The organism is Asaia sp. BMEF1 (assembly GCF_051628905.1).
Taxonomy (GTDB): domain Bacteria; phylum Pseudomonadota; class Alphaproteobacteria; order Acetobacterales; family Acetobacteraceae; genus Asaia.
Map to the genome: position 1 here is coordinate 766,991 of NZ_CP157575.1, position 15,995 is coordinate 782,985.

14 protein-coding genes are annotated in these 15,995 nt (G+C 60.6%); 7 read left to right on the forward strand and 7 right to left on the reverse strand.

The genetic code is table 11. From position 1 onward, the window contains the following. Nucleotides 1-90: 90 nt before the first annotated feature. From ABHV46_RS03350 to ABHV46_RS03360, 3 genes are read left to right on the forward strand one after another with little or no spacing between them, the layout of a single operon-like run. Complete coding sequence (locus ABHV46_RS03350; protein ID WP_438382699.1) at nt 91-1,356, forward strand: M16 family metallopeptidase; 1,266 nt, start codon at nt 91-93, stop codon at nt 1,354-1,356. Further along, on the forward strand, nt 1,353-2,693 hold the full coding sequence (locus ABHV46_RS03355; RefSeq protein WP_438382700.1) for a TldD/PmbA family protein: 1,341 nt from the start codon (nt 1,353-1,355) through the stop codon (nt 2,691-2,693). Before ABHV46_RS03350 ends, ABHV46_RS03355 begins: the two co-directional genes overlap by 4 nt. A gap of 58 nt (nt 2,694-2,751) precedes the next feature. Next, on the forward strand, nt 2,752-3,657 hold the full coding sequence (locus tag ABHV46_RS03360; RefSeq protein ID WP_438382701.1) for a Tim44 domain-containing protein: 906 nt from the start codon (nt 2,752-2,754) through the stop codon (nt 3,655-3,657). A 635-nt stretch (nt 3,658-4,292) separates the two neighbouring features. On the opposite strand, the gene ABHV46_RS03365 is transcribed toward ABHV46_RS03360, so the two are convergent. The 3 genes from ABHV46_RS03365 to ABHV46_RS03375 all read right to left on the reverse strand — a co-directional run bounded on the left by ABHV46_RS03365 (nt 4,293) and on the right by ABHV46_RS03375 (nt 7,263). After that, nucleotides 4,293-5,234 (reverse strand): heme o synthase, encoded by a 942-nt coding sequence (locus ABHV46_RS03365; RefSeq protein ID WP_438382702.1) that lies wholly within the window; start codon nt 5,232-5,234, stop codon nt 4,293-4,295. Further along, nucleotides 5,231-6,439, reverse strand: coding sequence for a hypothetical protein (locus ABHV46_RS03370; RefSeq protein WP_438382703.1), 1,209 nt, complete (start codon nt 6,437-6,439; stop codon nt 5,231-5,233). Before ABHV46_RS03370 ends, ABHV46_RS03365 begins: the two co-directional genes overlap by 4 nt. Before the next feature lie 101 nt (nt 6,440-6,540). Next, the gene (locus ABHV46_RS03375) at nt 6,541-7,263 is read right to left on the reverse strand and encodes a class I SAM-dependent methyltransferase (RefSeq protein ID WP_336945057.1); all 723 of its coding nucleotides are present in this window, start codon (nt 7,261-7,263) and stop codon (nt 6,541-6,543) included. A 254-nt stretch (nt 7,264-7,517) separates the two neighbouring features. Here ABHV46_RS03375 and ABHV46_RS03380 point away from each other — a divergent pair, with 254 nt between their 5' ends. Continuing rightward, nucleotides 7,518-7,739 carry a hypothetical protein gene (locus ABHV46_RS03380; protein WP_438382704.1) on the forward strand — a complete coding sequence of 74 codons (222 nt, stop codon included), beginning with the start codon at nt 7,518-7,520 and terminating at the stop codon, nt 7,737-7,739. Between the two features lie 15 nt (nt 7,740-7,754). On the opposite strand, the gene gshB is transcribed toward ABHV46_RS03380, so the two are convergent. The 4 genes from gshB to uvrB form a co-directional block, all read right to left on the reverse strand. Further along, on the reverse strand, nt 7,755-8,729 hold the full coding sequence (gene gshB, locus ABHV46_RS03385) for a glutathione synthase (RefSeq protein WP_438382705.1): 975 nt from the start codon (nt 8,727-8,729) through the stop codon (nt 7,755-7,757). Between the two features lie 165 nt (nt 8,730-8,894). Then, a complete protein-coding gene (gene greB, locus ABHV46_RS03390; protein WP_438384216.1) occupies nt 8,895-9,329 on the reverse strand; it encodes a transcription elongation factor GreB in 435 nt (144 codons plus the stop codon). A 52-nt stretch (nt 9,330-9,381) separates the two neighbouring features. Continuing rightward, entirely contained in the window at nt 9,382-10,275 is an 894-nt protein-coding gene (locus ABHV46_RS03395; RefSeq protein ID WP_438382706.1) for an aldose 1-epimerase, read from the reverse strand. Continuing rightward, the gene (gene uvrB / locus ABHV46_RS03400) at nt 10,272-12,488 is read right to left on the reverse strand and encodes an excinuclease ABC subunit UvrB (RefSeq protein WP_438384218.1); all 2,217 of its coding nucleotides are present in this window, start codon (nt 12,486-12,488) and stop codon (nt 10,272-10,274) included. The genes ABHV46_RS03395 and uvrB overlap by 4 nt, the downstream gene beginning before the upstream one ends. A gap of 79 nt (nt 12,489-12,567) precedes the next feature. Here uvrB and ABHV46_RS03405 point away from each other — a divergent pair, with 79 nt between their 5' ends. The 3 genes from ABHV46_RS03405 (at nt 12,568) to ABHV46_RS03415 (ending at nt 15,968) form a co-directional block, all read left to right on the forward strand. Beyond that, on the forward strand, nt 12,568-13,338 hold the full coding sequence (locus ABHV46_RS03405) for a DeoR/GlpR family DNA-binding transcription regulator (protein WP_438382707.1): 771 nt from the start codon (nt 12,568-12,570) through the stop codon (nt 13,336-13,338). A 117-nt stretch (nt 13,339-13,455) separates the two neighbouring features. After that, entirely contained in the window at nt 13,456-15,024 is a 1,569-nt protein-coding gene (glpD, locus tag ABHV46_RS03410) for a glycerol-3-phosphate dehydrogenase (protein ID WP_438382708.1), read from the forward strand. Between the two features lie 47 nt (nt 15,025-15,071). Beyond that, nucleotides 15,072-15,968 (forward strand): MIP/aquaporin family protein, encoded by an 897-nt coding sequence (locus ABHV46_RS03415; RefSeq protein WP_438382709.1) that lies wholly within the window; start codon nt 15,072-15,074, stop codon nt 15,966-15,968. Nucleotides 15,969-15,995: the final 27 nt, after the last annotated feature.

The following is a 15,995-nucleotide window of genomic DNA, read 5'->3' on the forward strand; positions in this document are numbered from 1 at the left end:
CCAAATCGTGGGAGGGGGCTAGGATTTTCCCCCTCGACACGCCATCTCTGGTCAGATCCCGCTTTCTGTTTTCAGGACCATCACCGCTCGATGACCGATCCGATTACCGTTACCACCCTTCCCAATGGCCTCACCGTCGTGACCGAAAGGATGGAACGCGTCGAAACCGTTTCCTTCGGCGCCTATGTCGCCACCGGCACACGTAACGAAACAGCCGAAGAAAATGGCGTTTCGCATTTTCTCGAACACATGGCCTTCAAGGGCACGAGCCGTCGTAGCGCGTCCCGTATCGCCGAGGAAATCGAGAATGTCGGCGGCCACATCAACGCCTATACGGCGCGCGAGCAGACGGCCTATTACGTCAAGCTTCTGAAGGAAGACCTGCCGCTTGGTATCGATATCATCGGCGACATCCTGACCCACAGCACGTTTCTTGAGCAGGAGGTCGAGCGCGAGCGCGGCGTGATCCTGCAGGAAATCGGTCAGGCCAATGACACACCTGACGACATCATTTTCGACAATTTCCAGGAAACCGCGTTTCGCGATCAGCCGATGGGCCGCCCGACACTGGGTACCGAAGGCCTCATCGCAACGATGAAGCGCGAAACCATGATGCGTTACATGCAGACGCATTATACCACGCGCAACATGGTGATTGCCGCTGCTGGCAACCTGCACCACGAGAAGGTGCTCGATCTCGTGCAGGAGCATTTCCGCGACCTGCCAGACCACGAGCCCCCTGCGCGTGAATGCTGCACCTATCTGGGCGGCGAACATCGCGAATCCCGCGATCTCGATCAGGCCCATCTCGTGCTCGGTTTTCCGTCGGTCAGCTATAACGACCCGGCCTATCATGCCGTCATGCTGCTCTCGACGGTGCTTGGTGGCGGCATGTCGTCGCGCCTCTTTCAGGAAATCCGCGAAAAGCGCGGGCTGGTCTATTCGGTCTATTCCTTCGCGCTGCCTTTCCTCGATAGCGGGTTGTTCGGCATCTATGCGGGTACGGGCGAGCAGGAAGCTGCCGAGCTGGTTCCGGTCATGCTCGACGAGCTTCGCCGCCTGTCCGATGGCATCAGCGTGGAGGAAATCGCCCGCGCCCGTGCTCAGGTGAAGTCGTCGCTGCTCATGTCGCTTGAGAGCACCGGCAGCCGTTGCGAGCAGATCGCCCGCCAGATGCAGCTTTTCGGGCGCATTATCGACACCAGCGAGACGGTCGCCAAGATCGATGCCGTCGATGAGGCAGCCATGATCCGCGCCGCTGAAACGCTTTTCCGCGCGCGCCCCACCCTGGCCACCATAGGCCCGGTCGGCGCCATTCCGTCTTTCGACGCCATCAGCCAAAGGCTTGTTGCATGAGCAAGGATCAGGAGCGCCTTTCCCAACTGCTCGACGCTGCCAAACGCGCCGGGGCCGATCGGGCCGATGCGCTTCTGGTGGCCTCACGTTCGGTTTCGGCCATGTGCCGACATGGCGTGCCTGAGGGGCTGGAGCATTCCGAAACCATTCAGCTCGGTCTGCGCGTGTTTGTCGGCAAGCGGGCCGCCAATGTCTCGGCGACCGCCCTCGACCCGAGCCGCTTCGAGGCACTGGCCGAGCAGGCTGTCGCTATGGCCCGTGTGGTGCCTGAAGACGTTCATACGAGCCTCGTCGAGCCTGCTCGACAGGGCATATACGACATCGCCTCTCTCGATCTGGTCGATGCAGGCAACGCTCCCAGCCTCGAAGCCCTTCTCGCAAGGGCGCGCGAAGCCGAAGAAATCGCGCTCGCCTTTCCCGGCATCACCAATAGCAACGGTGCCTCGGCAGGCTATGGCCGCGTCGAGATCGCGCTCGCTGAGAGCGGCGGGTTTTCCGGGCAGTATGTGCAGACCAGCCATAGCAATGGCATCAGCGTGCTTGCAGGCGACGGTCCGAGCATGCAGCGGGATTATGCCGGGCATAGCACCCGCCATCTGACCGATCTGGAATCAGCACAGAGCCTTGGCCGCGAGGCCGCTCAGCGCGCTCTGGCGCGCATGAACCCGGTCAAACCGCGCACGGGATCGTTCCCGGTCGTTTTCGATCGTCGCGTTTCGGCCAGTCTGCTCGGCCATCTGGCAGGGGCCATCAATGGGGCCTCCATCGCCCGTGGTACTTCTTTCCTCTCCGCCCATCGCGGCAAGCGCATCCTGCCCGAAACGCTGAGCGTGATCGACGACCCCACACGCCCGCGCGGTCTGCGCTCGAAGCCTTTCGATGCCGAGGGCTTTCTGCCTGCACCCTTCGCTTTCGTGCAGGACGGCGTGTTGCAAGACTGGATACTCGACAGCCGCTCGGCGATGCAGCTTGGCCTGACCAATAACGGGCGGGCGTCGCGCGGCGTCGGCGGACCGCCTTCTCCCTCGGTCAGCAACTTCTTTCTTACCGGGGGTATCGGCTCGCGCGAGGCGCTCCTCTCCGATATCGTCGAAGGTGTCTACGTGACCGAGATGATGGGATCGTCCATCAACGGCCTGACCGGCGATTACAGCCGCGGCGCCTCGGGCTACATGATCCGCAACGGTGAATTGGCCGAAGCCGTCGCAGAGCTGACCATTGCGGGCAATCTTATTGACATGTTTGCGTCTCTGCGCGCGGCAGACGATCTCGAATTCCGCCACGGCGTTGACGCGCCGACCCTAAGAATTGACACAATGAGCGTTGCAGGAAGCTGAAGCGTTTCCCGCTCGGTCACAAAAGGCCGAGCCCACAATGCGCTCACAAGGAGTTTTCATGTCCCGCCCCATTTTCCGTGCCTCCCTCCTGCTCCTGGCTCTGGCCCCGCTTCTGGCAGCCCCTGCCGACGCACGGCCAGGCGGCGGACGCTCCATGGGGAGCCGAGGCAGCCGCACCTATTCCCCCCCGCCCATGACGCAGACGGCTCCCTACGCCGCTCGCCCGATGGAGCGTAGCTACGCTCCCGCAGCACCCGCGCCGGGGATGAACGCCCCCTTCTCGCGCCCGATGGGTCAGCCCGGCTTTGCCCAGCGTCGGCCTTTCATGACCGGCTTCATGGGCGGCCTGATCGGTGCAGGTCTGTTCGGCATGCTTTCAGGCCACGGTTTTCTTGGTGGCGGTGACGGCGGTTTCCTGTCCTTTATCGGCCTGTTGTTCCAGATTGCGATTTTTGGATTCCTGATCGTCATGGTGCTGCGCTGGCTGGGTAACCGCCGCAATGGTGCTGTCGGGGCTTCCCAGCGTCCGGGGTTCTCGGGCGGCGCGGGCACGCCTGCCGTGGTGCTGAACAACAACGACTATCAGAACTTCCAGCAGCTGCTTCAGGACATCCAGGCGGCCTGGAGCGCGCAGAACATGCGCGCTCTCGCTACCATGGCCACACCAGAGATGGTTTCGTATTTCAACGAACAACTTGCCGATTACGCCAGCCGGGGCGCGCGCAATATCGTCTCTGACGTGCAGTTCATGCGTGGCGATCTGTCCGAAGCCTGGCGCGAAGGCAACATGACCTATGCCACGGTCGCCATGCAGTATTCGCTTTATGACGTGACGACCGATCAGTTCGGCAATGTCATTGATGGCAGCAAGACCGAGCGGCAGGTTGTCACCGAGCTCTGGACATTCGTGCGCGCCGATGGCCGCGGCAACTGGATTCTATCCGCTATACAGCAGGTTGGCTGATACCATAGGGGGCGAGGCTGGACGCCCGCCCCTCCTCTTTTGAGCAGGTCCCTTACCGGTTAGCCAGCCTCATCTCGGTCGCGAAACGCGTCAGACGCGAGGCCTCAGAAATGGCGTGATCAAAGCCATTCCTGACCTTTCATCACGCAATGCGCGCATGACTGCCACGCTGCCTATCTGCTTGTTCCCCCCCCCCCCTTTTGCGTGGAGCGGCAATCGCAGGCGCTGCTGCGCTAAGCTATGTCTATGCGCTCATCGCAATGAAAAAGACCCTCCGCGCGCCTGACTGACGCAAGAAGAAGTCGGCCATCGTCGCCACCGTGATCAGCCTTGCTGTGCTCGTTTGAAGAACAGGAAGGAAACAGGGATCTTAGCGCCAATGCAGGGCACATTCAGGGACGACGACGCGCCATAAAAAGCGGCTTAGCAGAGAGTCCAGCCGTGACGACGGCCCGGACTGTGCAAGTCCATCACTTGATGCGCTTTCGAAGCGCGCTCAATTGCACTCCCTTTTGACCGATCGCTCCGTCAGAGGCGCAGATAAGTCAGGGCGAAGAGCGAGATCATGACCAGAGACAGTCCGCCGAGCAGACCCAGAATGCGGCCCTGACGCTTGGAAGCGACTTCTTCTTTATTCATGGAAAAAGCACCCGGTCGATCAGCAGGGCTGAAAACAGGAAGAACAGATAAGCCAGGGAATACCGGAAAGCATAACGCGCCGGCTTGTCCGCATTGAGGCTGACACCTTGCGCATCCTGTCTGTCGAGCAGCACACGCAGGGCGAAATAGATGAAACCGAGCCCGAGCAGCGTGGCACTGATCGTATAGATCATGCCGCAAAGATGCAGGAAGGATGGCACCAGCGAGACAGCCATCAGAATGAGCGTATAGACGAAGACATTCCAGCGCGTATGGCGGGCGCCCTTGACCACGGGCAGCATGGGAATGCCCGCCTTGGTGTAGTCCTTGCAGGCATAGAGCGAGAGCGACCAGAAATGCGGCGGGGTCCAGAGGAACACGATCGCAAACATGACGACAGGAAGGACGCTCATCGTTCCGGTGGCTGCGGCCCAGCCGATCATGGGCGGAAAGGCGCCAGCCGCCCCTCCGATCACGATGTTCTGCGGTGTGCTGCGCTTGAGCCACATGGTGTAGATCACGGCGTAGAAAAAAATCGAAAACGCGAGAATACCGGCAGCCAAAGCGTTACTGGCCAGCCAGAGCAACGCGACAGACGCCAGTGACAACACAATGCCGTAGATCAAAGCGCCATCGGCATCCATGCGCGAGTCAGGAATCGGCCGCACGGAGGTCCGCTTCATGATCGCGTCGATATCGCGGTCGTACCACATGTTGATCGCACCAGCGGCTCCAGCCCCGACACAGATGCAGAGCATGTCGATAAGGCCCAACGGAACCGAGGGCCATGTAGGAGCCACCGCCATACCGGCCACGCCCGTGAACACCACCAGCGAAATAACACGCGGCTTGAGCAGGGCAAGCCAGTCCTTGAGCGTAGCACCCTCTTCCCTGTCAAAGCCGCGCTGCGTGTCAGAAAGGCCCTGAGAGGCACTCATGAGAGATCGGCCTTTGCGGCTGACACCTCAGACAGAGCCTGCCGGGGCATCAACGCCCGTGCGCCAAGCGCCGCGACACAGAAGAGTGATACGATCATGCCGATTTCGCCGCAGCGCTGAAGCGTCGGCAGAAGCGGCATCATGGCAAGAACCGATACGCCCATGGCCACCAGGTGCACACGACCGAGCCAGTGCGGCGCGACGATGGACGGAATCTCTTCCTGCCAACGATAATAGCAGCCGAACAACGCAAAGACGGCGCCGAACAGCATGGCAGAATGGAAGGCCTCCGGCCTCACCGGGAAGAGGCTCAGAACCCACCCGGCGGAGAGCATGAGCAGGGCGGGAAAGCTCCAGGAAAGAGCCGCCGTCAGAGCAAAACTACGACGCCAGAGCGAAGCGCAGATCAGCGCCATTATACCGAAAGACGGCAACGCTACGCCCAGACCCAGCAGCCAGTCGTCCCAAATCCCGGGTACCGTAATGCCACGCGCCCAGACAACAGGCACGAGCAAGCTCGGAACCGCCATCAGCACGGGCAGCGTGATCTTGAGACGCGTGGAATGAAAAGCGACCAGATTGGCAATCGCGCCCAGAGCAAGCTGCACAACGAGCGCCAGCACAGGCACCTGCACGCGCCCCAGCCAGTACTGCGCACTGGCAAAAGACCCATGACCCGCAGCCAGATCGTGCAGAAGCCCGGCCATCAAGACCGGGACGACGACAATCAGACCAAGAGACGCCAGAAGCTGAGACCAGGCGAAGGGCGAGAGGTCACGAAAGCGTACGACGCGGCATTCAAGGCATTTGACGATGGTCGAGAGCGCCAGAAGCATCGTGCCGACGCCCCACAAGGAGAGAGAAGGGACAAAAGCGACCGGCTCGCGCGCGCCAGTAATGGCGCAGAGGGCGCCAAAGAAAAGCAGCGCAAAAGCGAGGCGATCAAAGCGCAGCATAAGGCTCGGGAGGGTTGTCAGCTCGCCCGGCAGAACAAGCCGCCCCATTCCGCCCAGAAAAGCAGGAATAAGCACGAAGAGGTCGAGAAGCAGGCCGTGGCTCAGGGCATGAAAGGGGCCTGCGCTTTGCGAGACCGCCCCCAGAAACCCGCCAGCAAGACCGCAAAGAAGAGAAAGACCGAGAAAGGCGGCGCCGTCGGCACGAAACTGCGCGCCATGAGAGCCTCTGGTGATCGACTGGTGTAACAAGCCCGGTTCCTCATGCAGTCCTGAAGGTCCCGACCGGAAAACGGTCTTAGGGGACCCTGTCGTCAAGGCCAGTCTGGTGTGAACTGTCGGGCACGTACGTGTCAGGCAACCAGGGCCGTCTCTTCCTTACTATCCTTCTCGAGCGGCAATGTCACGAGCGTAAAAAGCCCTGCCGGGGGCACGGGCGTGATCAGGGCACGGCTCAGATCTTCGGGCGGAAGCAGCGATTCCATAGCGAAATCAGGGTGCCAGCCCAGCGAGCGCGAGGCGCGTGCCATGCCGCGCTCGACGGCGAGACGCACGCCGCCCGTCGCCAGAAAATGATTGACGAACAGGATATGCCCGCCCGGCTTGACCACACGCTTGAGCTCGCCGAGCAGACGGCGAGGGCTCGGCACGACGGAGGCTACGAACATCGCAACCGCGATGTCAAAGCTGCCAGCCTCGAAGCTCGTCGCCTCGGCGTCCATCTCAAGCAGGTCGTCAACATTGCCGAGCTGCTGGTTGATCACGCGATGACGGGCGCGCTCGAGCATAGCCTCGGACAGATCGATGCCCGTGATATGCTTGTCCTTGTTATAATGCGGCAGCGCCAGACCAGTGCCGACACCGACCTCGAGAACGCGCTGCCCCGGCAGGGCATTGACTGCGGCGACGGCGCGACGACGGCCAAAGGCGGAGATACCGCCAAACACCGAATCATAAACCTTTGCCCAGCGCCGATAGGCCGCGCGCACGGCGTCAGCATCGAGCGCGGAGCGGGGCCGGGGATGGGCGTCGTCCATGGAGGCGATAGGGTCGATCAAGGGGTCCGGTCGTGTCATCAGGCTTCGTTCGTCTGGTCGCGCAAAATCATATGTTCCGTCCTGATACCTGCTTGAAACCCGTGCCTGTGGCCAAGGTGTTCGACATCTCGCCTGATGATCAGACAGCATGACAGGCATCGTCCTGCTCAATCGCTCTTAGCCCATCTGGCCAGAACTGGCGAGAGGCGGTTTGCATTTCGTCATGTCCGAAGGCAAATGGAGCAGATACATAAAAGCTGCTCAAGCAGATATATCATGGAGAGAGGCACGAAATGTCGCTCATGAATATAAGCCTCTTCATTCTCGCTTTCGGTCTCTGGGCGTCGATTTTCCTCGTGCGCTTCAAAGGGGACATACAGGAGTGGTATGTGAACCGTTACGGCCCTGAGCCGCCGCCCAAAGTTCCCGAGTCAGGCATGCCTGACGTGCCACTGCCCTTTCGTTACGAACCCCCTGCCCCTTCTGTGGAGGAAGCAGAGGTCAAGAAAGAGTGAGGCTACCGAACGGCTTCAGCCGATACGGGCTTCAATGGCATCCCACACCAGCGCGGCGCTGTTCATGTCATTGAAGCGGTCGAGTTCCTGAAGCCCCGTGGGCGAAGTGACGTTGATTTCGGTGAGCCAGTCGCCGATCACGTCTATCCCGACAAAGATCAGACCATTGTCACGCAGATGTGACCCGATGCGCTCGCAGATCTCCTCATCGCGCTTCGTGAGTGCCACAGCCTCTGCCCTGCCCCCCACATGCATGTTCGACCGGGCCTCGCCCGTTGCCGGTACGCGGTTGATCGCCCCAACGGGCTTGCCATCGACCAGAATGATACGCTTGTCGCCCTTGCGCACCAGCGGTTCGTAACGCTGGATCATCAGAGGCTCACGCGAGCGGCTGAAATGCAGCTCGAGAAGCGAGGCAAAATTTTCATCCCCCTCACGAATGCGGAAAATCCCGGCGCCGCCGTTGCCATAAAGCGGCTTGAGAATGACGTCGCCATAGCGGGCGCGGAATTCGGCCAGTGCCTCACGATCCCAGGTAACAAGAGTGGGCGGCATCAGATCGGGATAATGCGTGACCAGGAGCTTTTCCGGCGCATCGCGCACCGATTTGGGGTCATTGACCACCAGCGTCTTGCCGGGTCCGACACCATGCACATGCTCCAGCATATGAGTGGCGGTGATATAGCCCATGTCGAAAGGCGGATCCTGCCGCATCAGCACGGCGTCGGTCGTTCCGAGATCGAGGCGCGCTTCGTCACCGAAGCTTGCATGCGCGCCCTGGACCCGCTGCACCTTGACCGAACGTGCCCGCGCCGAGAGGCGGCCCATGGCCATTTCGGCACCACCCTCGCCCAGGCAGAGAGACTCGACCGGATAAACGAAAAGCTCATGCCCACGGCGCTGCGCCTCGAGCATCAGGGCGAAAGTCGAATCTCCGTTGATATTGACGTGTTCGAGCGGGTCCATCTGAACGGCAATTCTGAGCGCCATTACCTTTGTCCTTTCGGTCCTGAAAATCCTGTCTGGGGCATTTGTACAGTCTACCCCGACATCCCATGATCTGGGCTTGTCGTGGCTCAAGCTCTAGCAGAGCCCCTGAGCGTTTCCTATGTCGGATCGGGGCGGCGAATGCCCGATCCCCGCCAGCGATGCGGACTAGGGATAGGTGATGGAAAGCACTTCCAGCATCACTGGCCCGCTCGGCGTTTGCAGACTCACTTCATCGCCCACCCGGCTGCGCATGAGCGCGCGCGCGACCGGCGAAACGAGACTGATTTCCCGCCGCGTCAGATCGGCCTCGTCACACCCGACAATCGTGACGTCATGGGTCACGTCGTCTTCATCGGCATAGGACACACGCGCGCCGAAAAACACACGGTCTCGCGTCGTCTGGTCGGCGGGGTCAATGACGACCGCATGCTCGAGGCGCTTGCTGAGAAACCGCGCCCGACGATCGATCTCGCGTAGTCGACGCTTGCCGTAGAGATAATCGCCATTCTCCGACCGATCGCCATTGCCGGCTGCCCAGGAAACGATCTCGACGATCTTGGGGCGCTCCACCTGCATCAACTCGCGCAATTCTGCGCGCATGCGCCCCGCCCCCTGCGGGGTGAGATAGAGGGCGAGCGATGTTCCGGGTGACTCAGCCACGCGGCTCTCGCAGCCTGTAACGGATCTTGCCCGATATATTGGTGCCGGGGGCGAGCACATGCACACCATTTTCGAGCAAATCGGGGTGATTGAGCCCGTTATTCATGTTGCTCACAGCCTCCACCGCAACGAAAGGTTTTTCAGGCGCCGTAAACACCACGAGATGCTGAAAGACCGGATCGGCCTCGATTGTCATTTCGTAGCCCGCAGACGGATAGCTCAGCGTCGCCTTGCCGCCCCAGCCTGCGAAACAATTATCGAGACGCGTGTCTCCAACGGGGCGTGCCTCGGCGAAATTCCACACGCCTTCATAGGGCGCCTGCCCCGTCGGCAGCATGTCGGGGCCGTTTTCCCAGACCGAACTGGCCGCGAATTGCAGGCTCATATCCTCGCTTCTCGCGAAGAAAGGGTGAAAACCCATACCGACCGGCTGGGCCCGACTGTCACGATTGGCGAGCAGCATTTCGACGTCGAGCCCATTACGATGCAACACGAAAGAGAGCACAGCCCGATAGGCAAAGGGCCATTGCGCCGGGTCGTCGCCTTTGGACGGATCGTGATCGAGATAGACAATGGCGCGCTCGGCATCGTGCTGGGCAACCTGCCATTCACGCTCCCAGCCATTGCCATGAATAGCATTGGTCTCGGCGCGGAAATTCCGCGCCAGCTCATAATCGACGCCCTCGAAGCGGAATTGCCCATTGCCGATACGGTTAGAGAACGGCACGAGAGGGTAACCCGCTACGGGCGTATTCTTCTGCGCGGCGAGATTGGGGTCGGCCGTCGGCACAAGCAGGTCACGCCCGCGCAGCCGCCAGAAAGCGACACTGCCGCCAAGGGCAGGCAGTAATCCGAGATGGGCCTCACCCAGTTTCAGCTCGATCATCCTGCTTTCCTCCTGCCACCCCGCTTTTTCGCCGGGTCGTAGCCACCACCGCCCGGCCCGAGCGGACGTGGCGTTTTATCCTTGCTTTTGAAAGAGCTACGCCCCACCGTCGAACTCGGCAAGGGGGGCGGCTCCAGCCCGAGATCGATCGCCTCAAGACGCTTGATCTCGTCACGCAGTCGCGCTGCCTGCTCGAAATCGAGATCGGCAGCGGCTGCACGCATCCGTTTTTCAAGATCCTGGATAGAAGCGCCGAGCGACTTGCCGACGAACTCCTGCGTATCGCCCGCCGCATCCGGCCCGACAGTCACGTAATCCTGCTCGAACACCGAAGAGAGTGCATCGCCGATACGCGAACGCACTGTCTGCGGCGTGATTCCATTGGCCTCGTTGAACGCAATCTGCCGGGCACGACGACGCGCGGTTTCATCAATCGCGAATTCGAGCGAACCGGTCATCTTGTCGGCATAGAGCATCACGCGACCATCGACGTTACGCGCTGCTCGCCCGATGGTCTGAATGAGCGAGGTGCGGCTGCGCAGGAAGCCCTCCTTATCGGCGTCCAGAATGGCAACCAGAGCGCATTCCGGGATGTCGAGCCCTTCACGCAAAAGGTTGATCCCCACCAGCACGTCGAAAGCCCCGAGGCGCAGATCGCGGATGATCTCGATGCGCTCGAGCGTATCGACGTCAGAATGCAGGTAGCGCACCTTAATTCCGGCTTCACCGAGATATTCGGTCAGATCTTCGGCCATGCGTTTGGTGAGCGTCGTCACCAGCACGCGTCCACCGGCCGCGATGGTGTCGCGGGCTTCAGCCAGGAGATCGTCCACCTGCCCTTCCACGGGCCGCACAATGGTTACCGGATCGATGAGCCCTGTCGGGCGGATGATCTGTTCGGCAAAAACCCCGCTCGTCCGCGCCATCTCCCACGGCCCTGGCGTTGCCGAAACGAACAGGCTCTGCGGACGCAGCGCCTCCCACTCCTCGAATTTCAAGGGACGGTTATCGAGACAGGAAGGCAGACGGAAACCGTATTCCGACAGCACCGATTTGCGCGCATGGTCACCTCGCGCCATGCCACCGATCTGAGGCACGGTGACGTGGCTTTCATCGACGATCAGGAGTGCATCTTCGGGAAGATATTCGAACAGGGTCGGCGGTGGGTCGCCCGGCCCACGCCCCGACAGGTAGCGCGAGTAATTCTCGATGCCCTTGCAGGCGCCCGTGGTCTCGATCATTTCCAGATCGAAAATTGTCCGCTGCTGCAAACGCTCGGCTTCTAGCAGCTTTCCCGCAGCGTTCAGCTCGTCAAGACGTTGCCGCAGTTCCGCCTTGATCCCGATCATCGCCTGATTGAGTGTCGGGCGCGGCGTCACGTAATGCGAGTTGGCGTAAACGCTGATCTCGGAAAGCTCTGCCGTCTTGTTGCCCGTGAGCGGATCGAACTCGGTGATAGCCTCGATCTCGTCGCCAAAAAGGGACACGCGCCAGGCGCGGTCTTCGTTCTGCACCGGGAAGATATCGATCTGCTCGCCGCGCACGCGAAAGGTACCACGCTCGAAAGCGGCATCGTTGCGCCGATATTGCAATTCGACCAGCGCCTTGATGAGGCGATCGCGATCTATGCTGCCCCCGGTCTCGAGCCGCACAACCATGCGCGAATAGGTTTCTACCGAGCCTATACCGTAGATGCACGACACCGAGGCGACGATGATGACATCGTTGCGCTCGAGCAGCGCCTGGGTAGCCGAATGGCGCATACGGTCGATCTGCTCGTTGATCTGACTGTCTTTTTCAATATAGGTATCGGAACGCGGCACATAGGCTTCGGGCTGGTAATAGTCGTAATAGGATACGAAATATTCCACCGCATTATCGGGGAAGAACTGCTTCATTTCCCCGTAGAGCTGGGCAGCCAGCGTCTTGTTGGGCGCAAGGATCAGCGTCGGCTTCTGCGTTGCCTCAATGACCTTTGCCATGGTGAAGGTCTTGCCCGAGCCGGTCACACCCAGCAGCACCTGATCGACCTCTCCGGCACCGACGCCTTGCACAAGCTCGGCAATGGCCGTGGGCTGGTCGCCAGCGGGCTCGTATTCCGACTTGACAACGAGGCGGCGCAGTTTCTCTTTCGCCGGCTGGCGTTCCGGTCGAAACCCTACGAGCCTGTGTTCGGGGATCGCTTCCATTGTGGATCGTGATGCTGTCGCCATGGCTGGGAAATGGGCTTTCAAGAGCGTCGTCGCAAGTGCAGGATTGTAGGCTTCAACGCGGCATGACAGACAGGGGTTCATGATGCATGACGCGCTCAATACACCCCGCCACCGACAAATCGTCTCTCTCGTTCAGACCCATGGCTTCATGTCGAACGAAGACCTTGCCCAGCGCCTGGGCGTCACGGTGCAGACGATACGGCGCGACCTCAACGCTCTGGCCGACACCGGCCATGTCGCCCGCTATCACGGCGGCGCCAGCCCGGCCTCCTCGACAGAAAACATCGCCTATGGCGAGCGGCAAACGCTGCACTCCCGCGCCAAGGACGCCATAGGCGCCTGTGCTGCAGCTCTCATCCCGGATGGCAGCTCGCTTTTCATCAATATCGGCACCACGACAGAGGCCTTCGCCCGCGCCCTGACCGGCCATCGCGATCTACATGTCATCACCAATAATCTGCATGTGGCCGTGGCCCTCTCTCCAAGACGGGATTTTCGTATCGTTCTCGCCGGGGGGCTGGTGCGCCCGCAGGATGGCGGAATTATCGGCGCCGGAGCAACGGAATCCCTCTCCGGGTTTCGGGCCGATTTCGGCGTGATCGGGATAAGCGGCGTGGAAGAAGACGGCACGCTGCTCGACTTCGATCTCGATGAAATCCAGTGTGCGCGAGCGATCATGCGCCATGCGAGACGCGTTATTCTTCTGGCGGACCACACGAAATTCACCCGCAAACCTGTGGGACGCGTTGGCGACCTGTTGATGATCGACGATTTCGTCACGGACCGGATGCCATCCGCAGAATTCCGAACGCAGCTCGACGCCGCAAATGTGACACTTCACGTTACATGAGACCATAAAGCGATCCAAAATAACACGAATTCGTTATTATTAACATTTCATGTTCGTTTATGTTCGTTTGTGTTCTATCAAGGCCTTCGCAGTCGCATTCAACGAAGGTCATTCTCCATGACGGCTCACGCAGATCTCACTCGAACCGAACCGACATACGATCTCCTGATTGTCGGCGGTGGCATCAACGGGGCAGGCATAGCCCGCGACGCCGCCGGGCGCGGTTTAAAGGTGATCCTGGTCGAGAAAGACGATCTCGCCAGTCATACCTCGTCGGCCAGCACAAAGCTTATTCATGGCGGCCTGCGTTATCTCGAATATTACGAGTTTCGTCTGGTTCGCGAAGCGCTCAACGAACGTGAGCGCCTGCTGAAAATAGCGCCGCACATCATCTGGCCGATGCGCTTCATTCTGCCGCATTCCGCCATGCTGCGCCCTGCCTGGCTGCTTCGCACCGGGCTTTTCCTCTACGACAATCTCTGCCGTACCATGACCTTGCCCAAGACACGCAGCCTGCGCCTGCAAGACGAAGCGGCGGGCCGCGTGCTTCGCCGCGACTATGTGCGCGGCTTCGAATATTCCGATGGCTGGGTGCAAGATAGCCGCCTCGTGGTGCTCAACGCGCAGGATGCGGCCCGCCGCGGCGCCAAGATCTGCACGCGCACCAGATTAAGCCGGGCCGAGCGTCACCCCGAACACTGGGTCGCTACACTGGAAGATACCCTGACAGGAGAAACACGACAGGTTGCCGCCCGCGCCGTGGTGAACGCCGCAGGCCCCTGGGTCGCCGAATTGCTGAAAGACAGCCTGTCGGTGGAGAGCCGCAACAACGTAAGGCTCGTGAAAGGCAGCCATATCGTCGTGCAGCGGCAGTTCGATACCGAACAGGCCTATATTCTGCAAAACCCTGACAAGCGTATCGTCTTCGCCATACCCTATGAAAGAGACTTCACCCTCATCGGCACGACGGATATTCCCTGGACGCAGGACCCTGGTTCGGTCGCGATCAGCGCGGAAGAAATCACCTATCTCTGTGAGAGCGTGAACCGTTATTTCAAGCGTACGATCACCCCGGAAGATATCGTCTGGAGCTATGCAGGCGTTCGCCCGCTCTATGACGATCATTCCGGGAACGCCTCTGCAGTCACACGCGATTACCGCCTCGATATCGACCACCACGCAGCCCCGGTGCTGTCGGTCTTCGGTGGAAAGATCACGACCTATCGCAAACTCGCCGAGCACGCTCTCGAGAAACTCGCGCCTCATCTCGACGGGCTGACCACAGCCTCATGGACTGCTGACAAGCCGCTGCCTGGCGGCGATTTCAGCCGCTCCGATTTCGACAAACTCGTTGCCTCGCTTCAGCGGCGCGTTTCGGGTCTCTCTCAGGTAACCGCCACACGGCTGGTGCGCAATTACGGCACATTGGTCGAGACGCTCATCCTGCCGAAAGGAAGCGAAGACGCCTCGATGGGGGCGCTGATCGCTGCCGATCTTCACGAGCGGGAGGTCGACTACCTCATGACGCATGAATGGGCTCGCAGCGCCGACGACATCCTGTGGCGACGCTCGAAACTCGGCCTGCGCTTCGGCCCTGACGATCTCTCGAAGCTGCAGGACTACATGGCCCGTCGCCTTCAGCAGAACGCCGCAGGCCAGAACAACGACGACAAAGAGGTCGCCTGACCTCATCCGCCCTCTCCCCTTTCACTCTGGCTGTCGGACAGACTCTCATGTCAGAAAGAAAACGCTATCTCGGCGAGCTGATTGCCGAATTCATCGCTGTCATGATCATCATCATCTTCGGCGACAGCGTCGCGGCGATGATAGTCCTCTACGATCCCAATCCTTATCAGAACGCCTATTGGGGCGTGGCCATTGTCTGGGGGCTGGGCGTCACCTTCGCCATCTATGCCACCGGGGCCGTCAGCGGCACCCATGCCAACCCTGCCGTCACCCTGGCCCTCGCGCTTTATCGCGGCTTTTCCTGGAAAAAAGTCCTGCCCTATTGCGCCGCTCAGGTGCTGGGCGGCATTGCCGGTGCGGCGGTGGTCTATCTCAATTTTCATCCTGTCATCGACCATTACAACCTGACCCATCACTTCACCCGTGCGGGCGATGGCGGAGCGGCTGGCGTGTTTTTCACCCATCCCGGCCTGGCCGTGACGGCCATGCATTCCTTCGTGGTTCAGATCGTGCTGACCGGCGTGCTGGTCTTCGGCATTTTTGCCATTACCTGCCAGTATAACACCATGGCCCCGCAGGCGAATTCCGGCGCTCTCATCATCGGGCTTCTGGTCGCGGCCATCGGTGCGTCATCCGGCTTTCTCGATGCCTGGGCCATCAATCCGGCGCGCGATTTCGGCCCGCGCACCTTCGCTTTCTTCGCTGGCTGGGGCGCCTCTGCCTTTCCATCCCCGCAGCATTACTGGTGGGTGCCGATTGCTGGCCCGCTTGTGGGTGGCGTGATCGGCGCAGGTATCTATCAGTTCACGCTGCGCCCCTTCATGCCGAACTACACCGCCGACCTTCCCCAAGCCCCTGTGGCGGAGCGGGCTCCGGCAGTCACGCCCACACCGCGTGCCGAACCGGTCTATATGGCGTCCAACAGCGTAACGCCGTCCCCCTGAATCACGCCCCTCATCTCTCTCGCCTCA

What these genes read in the sequence shown, in the direction of transcription:
- ABHV46_RS03350 (WP_438382699.1), top strand. Translation starts at nt 91, where the DNA reads ATGACCGATCCGATTACCGTTACCACCCTTCCCAATGGCCTCACCGTC.
- ABHV46_RS03355 (WP_438382700.1), top strand. Translation starts at nt 1,353, where the DNA reads ATGAGCAAGGATCAGGAGCGCCTTTCCCAACTGCTCGACGCTGCCAAA.
- ABHV46_RS03360 (WP_438382701.1), top strand. Translation starts at nt 2,752, where the DNA reads ATGTCCCGCCCCATTTTCCGTGCCTCCCTCCTGCTCCTGGCTCTGGCC.
- ABHV46_RS03365 (WP_438382702.1), bottom strand. Translation starts at nt 5,234, where the DNA reads ATGAGTGCCTCTCAGGGCCTTTCTGACACGCAGCGCGGCTTTGACAGG.
- ABHV46_RS03375 (WP_336945057.1), bottom strand. Translation starts at nt 7,263, where the DNA reads ATGACACGACCGGACCCCTTGATCGACCCTATCGCCTCCATGGACGAC.
- ABHV46_RS03380 (WP_438382704.1), top strand. Translation starts at nt 7,518, where the DNA reads ATGTCGCTCATGAATATAAGCCTCTTCATTCTCGCTTTCGGTCTCTGG.
- gshB (WP_438382705.1), bottom strand. Translation starts at nt 8,729, where the DNA reads ATGGCGCTCAGAATTGCCGTTCAGATGGACCCGCTCGAACACGTCAAT.
- greB (WP_438384216.1), bottom strand. Translation starts at nt 9,329, where the DNA reads ATGCGCGCAGAATTGCGCGAGTTGATGCAGGTGGAGCGCCCCAAGATC.
- ABHV46_RS03395 (WP_438382706.1), bottom strand. Translation starts at nt 10,275, where the DNA reads ATGATCGAGCTGAAACTGGGTGAGGCCCATCTCGGATTACTGCCTGCC.
- uvrB (WP_438384218.1), bottom strand. Translation starts at nt 12,488, where the DNA reads ATGGCGACAGCATCACGATCCACAATGGAAGCGATCCCCGAACACAGG.
- ABHV46_RS03405 (WP_438382707.1), top strand. Translation starts at nt 12,568, where the DNA reads ATGATGCATGACGCGCTCAATACACCCCGCCACCGACAAATCGTCTCT.
- glpD (WP_438382708.1), top strand. Translation starts at nt 13,456, where the DNA reads ATGACGGCTCACGCAGATCTCACTCGAACCGAACCGACATACGATCTC.
- ABHV46_RS03415 (WP_438382709.1), top strand. Translation starts at nt 15,072, where the DNA reads ATGTCAGAAAGAAAACGCTATCTCGGCGAGCTGATTGCCGAATTCATC.